At 53.9% G+C, this 570-nt stretch carries 1 protein-coding gene; it reads left to right on the top strand.

Translation table 11 applies throughout. From position 1 onward, the window contains the following. A partial coding sequence (locus R7190_RS29465) for a 3-phenylpropionate MFS transporter (RefSeq protein WP_318138149.1) occupies positions 1–570 on the top strand: 570 nt, incomplete at both ends.

Genomic DNA, 570 nt, shown 5'->3' with positions numbered 1-570 from the left:
TACTCACCGACAAACCCGTCGTGACCTTTTTGCTGTTGGCGGCGCTCATTCAAGGGAGCCACGCGGCTTACTACAGCTTTAGCGCCATTTACTGGAAGCAGGCGGGTCATTCCGAAGAGATCATCGGCTATCTGTGGAGCTTAGGGGTGGTGGCCGAAGTGGCGGTGTTTGCTCTGAGTAAGCGTCTGTTTGCTGGTTGGGCGCTGCGCACGCTGTTTATTGTTGCAGCTTGTGGTGTGATGATGCGTTGGGGCATGACCGCAGCAACAACGTCTATCGTTGCGTTGGTTATTGTGCAACTTCTGCATGGCGTGACATTCGCGACGGCGCACATTGCGGCCATTCAATACATCCAAAACTCTGAAGAACACAAAATGGTGGCGCTGCAAGCGCTATACAATGCAATTCCGCTTGGCGCATTTATCGCGCTGATGACGGTGCTCAGTGGTTGGGGATACGAGCACTGGGGCGCGTTGGTGTTCTGGGGTATGGCGGCAATGGGTCTATTGGCGCTGTTCATTAAATTGGACCCTCAAGAGCCTAGCCACAACGTGGTGGATGTGTCTGAAA

It is taken from the genome of Vibrio sp. 1078-1 (genome assembly GCF_033340475.1).
Note: the sequence above shows the minus strand (reverse complement) of the source record. Positions and strands in the feature narration are given on the sequence as shown.